Source organism: Chryseobacterium sp. (assembly GCF_022712095.1).
Classification (GTDB): domain Bacteria; phylum Bacteroidota; class Bacteroidia; order Flavobacteriales; family Weeksellaceae; genus Chryseobacterium.
Map to the genome: position 1 here is coordinate 1 of NZ_JALAHD010000245.1, position 3,428 is coordinate 3,428.

Consider the following 3,428-nt stretch of genomic DNA (forward strand, 5'->3'; position numbering starts at 1 on the left):
GATCAAATCTATTAACATTGAAGAGCGTAAGCCTATATGGATCGCTCTCTCCGACTTCTACCTGGATACGGAACTACAGGATTCTGATTTTAATTACATTGCCAATGTATTTTTGAACAGTTCTTTTACTTTAGAAGAGATAAAGCATATTAATAAATATGAAGTTTTTCCTGTATTACAAGATAATTTACTCGATGCGGTCGGCCAATGGGCCCGCTTCGAAGAACAATGGCTGATTCACACAATATCTATCAAACTGGCTAAAAGAAATCAATTAGATAATCTTCTTATCGATTTTAATTATACCAAATATAAATGGATGTGTGCAGATTATTGGGTAGCTGTAGAGAATATCTACAACAAAATAAAGAATGAAGAACAAATAGAAATATAATCATAAAAAAAGGCTGGAACAAATTCCAGCCTTTTTTTATAACTCTCTCTTCAGGAATTTTCCTGTGAGACTTTTTTTGGATTTTACAATTTCTTCAGGGGTTCCCTGTGCTACAATCTGTCCTCCATGCTTTCCGCCTTCAGGTCCTACATCAATAATATGGTCTGCCAATTTAATTACGTCCATATTATGCTCAATAATAATGAATGAGTTTCCTAATTCTACCAATTGGTTGATTGCATCCATCAGAATCTTTACATCTTCAAAATGAAGTCCTGTTGTCGGCTCATCCAGAATATAAAGGGTATTTCCGGTTTGCCTTTTAGCAAGTTCCGTTGCCAGTTTTATACGCTGAGCCTCCCCTCCGGAAAGTGTAGTGGATTGCTGCCCTAAGGTGATATAACCTAATCCTACATCTTGTAAAGTTTTTACTCTGCTGTAGATTTTGGGTATAGGCTGGAAAAATTCTACCGCTTCATCGATGGTCATATCCAGCACATCGGAAATTGATTTTCCTTTATAGCGAACCTCCAGAGTCTCTCTGTTAAATCTTTTCCCATTGCAGGTTTCGCAGTGAACATATACATCAGGTAAGAAGTTCATTTCAATTACTTTTAAGCCTCCTCCCTGGCAGGTTTCACATCTACCTCCTTTTACATTAAAAGAAAATCTTCCAGGTTTATAACCACGGATTTTACTTTCTGGTAATTCTGCAAACAAATTTCTGATATCAGTAAACATACCTGTGTAAGTTGCCGGATTGGAACGCGGTGTTCTTCCGATAGGTGTCTGATCTACATCTACTATTTTATCAATATTTTCAAGCCCTTCAACTTTTTTATAAGGCAAAGGTTCCTGAACTGCTCTATAAAAATGTTTGTTAAGGATCGGATATAACGTCCCATTAATTAAAGAAGACTTTCCACTTCCCGAAATCCCTGTAACCACAACCAGTTTTCCTAATGGAACATCAAGCGTCACATTTTTAAGATTATTACCTGTAGCTCCTTTAAGTATTATGTTTTTACCGTTCCCCTTTCTTCTTTCTTTGGGAACTTCTATCTTTCTGTCTCCGTTGATATATTGTGCCGTAATAGTATCTGCTTTCAGAAGATCTTTAGGTTTTCCCTGCCATAGAATTTCCCCACCGAATTTTCCTGCTCTCGGACCTATATCAAGAACCTCATCTGCTTCAAGGATCATATCTTTGTCGTGCTCTACAACCAAAACAGAATTTCCGATATCTCTCAGATTCTTTAATGAGTTGATCAGTCTTTCGTTATCTCTCTGATGTAACCCGATACTCGGCTCATCAAGAATATACAATACGTTCACCAACTGTGAGCCAATCTGTGTAGCGAGGCGAATTCTTTGGGATTCACCACCTGAAAGTGTTTTAGAACTTCTGCTAAGACTCAAATAGTCAAGGCCCACGTCCAATAAGAACTGAAGTCTTGTCTCAATTTCTTTTAAAATCTCATGAGCAATAATCTTATTCTTCTCTGAGAACTTGTCTTTTACGTCTTTTAGCCATTCTTTTAAATCAGCCAAGCTTAATGCATTGACCTCAGCAATATTCTTTCCATCAATTTTAAAACTCAGACTGGAAGGCTGTAAGCGTGTTCCTTTACACTCAGGACATGTTTCTTCTGTAGTAAAATGCCTTTCCAGTAAAACCGCTTCATAAGATTCTCTTTCATCAATAAGTTCTTCCATAAAAGGAATTAACCCGTCAAAACTTATTTTTATCTTTTTGGTGATTCCAGCGTATTTAAGATCTTTATTAAATTCTTTATGGCATCCATTATAAATATAATCTAATGCTTCTTCCGGAATGTCTTTTAATGGTGTTGAAAGTCCTAATCCGAAAATTTCCAGAATATTTTTAATTTGGGATAAAATCCATTTATTAGATTTTATATCTTCCAATGGCAATAATCCTCCCTGATTAATGGAAAGTTTAGGGTTTTCAATAAAATATTCTGTATTAACTTTTTTAATAGTCCCCAAACCTTTACAATCCGGGCAGCTTCCTTTAGGGGAATTAAAAGAGAATGTATTAGGCTCAGGTAAGGCTAATGAATGTCCCGTTTCCGCATCCATCAGGTTTTTTGAGAAATATTCAATATCAGTACTTCCCAACTTTTGTATTCCGATGATCCCTTCTCCCATTTCCATGGCTGTTCTCAGGGATTTTTCCATTCGGTTTTCAGATGCGCTTTCCCCGATAATCCAACGATCGATCACAATATCAATATCATGCGTTTTGTAACGGTCCAGTTTTAAATCATATTCTATATCCTGTAATTCTCCGTCAATTCTTGCCTGTCCGTAGCCTTTCTTAGCCATCTGCACAAAAAGCTCATGGTAATGACCTTTTCTTGAACGTACCACGGGAGCAAGTAACATTATTTTTTCTCCCTTATAATTTTCTTTGATCGTATCAAGAATCTGGTCTTCCGTATAACTTACAAGTTTTTTACCCGTTGTCATGGAATAGGCATCAGAAACCCTGGCATACAGCAATCTTAAAAAGTCATAGAGCTCTGTAACTGTTCCTACGGTAGAACGGGGATTTTTATTCGTAGTTTTCTGTTCTATGGCAATTACTGGTGAAAGCCCCTCAATCTTATCTACATCGGGACGTTCCAATCCTCCTAAAAACTGACGGGCATATGCTGAAAATGTTTCTATATAACGGCGCTGACCTTCTGCAAAAATCGTATCGAATGCCAATGAAGATTTTCCGCTCCCTGAAAGCCCGGTTATTACTACCAGTTCATTACGGGGAATTTTTACATTGATATTTTTAAGATTATGCTCGCGGGCACCATAAACTTCTATATATTCTGTGGAATCATTTTTCATAATAGATCTCATATCCAAAAAAGGACCTACAAATTTACGAATATTTGAATTGAATAAAGAATGTAATTTTATTTTTGGAATGAAATATTCTCTATTTTAAAGGAAAGCAAACAAGAATAAAAAGGGATAATTTCAAATGTTAAAATTGTCCCTTTAAGTATAATAC

Annotated in this window: 2 protein-coding genes; one reads left to right on the plus strand and one right to left on the minus strand. The window is 36.2% G+C overall.

The genetic code is table 11. The features are described 5' to 3' along the window. On the plus strand, positions 1-394 hold a 394-nt coding region (locus Q0A18_RS12815; RefSeq protein WP_292010546.1), incomplete at its 5' end, for a hypothetical protein. Between the two features lie 36 nt (positions 395-430). On the opposite strand, the gene uvrA is transcribed toward Q0A18_RS12815, so the two are convergent. Beyond that, positions 431-3,262 (minus strand): excinuclease ABC subunit UvrA, encoded by a 2,832-nt coding sequence (gene uvrA, locus Q0A18_RS12820; RefSeq protein WP_292010547.1) that lies wholly within the window; start codon positions 3,260-3,262, stop codon positions 431-433. Positions 3,263-3,428: the final 166 nt, after the last annotated feature.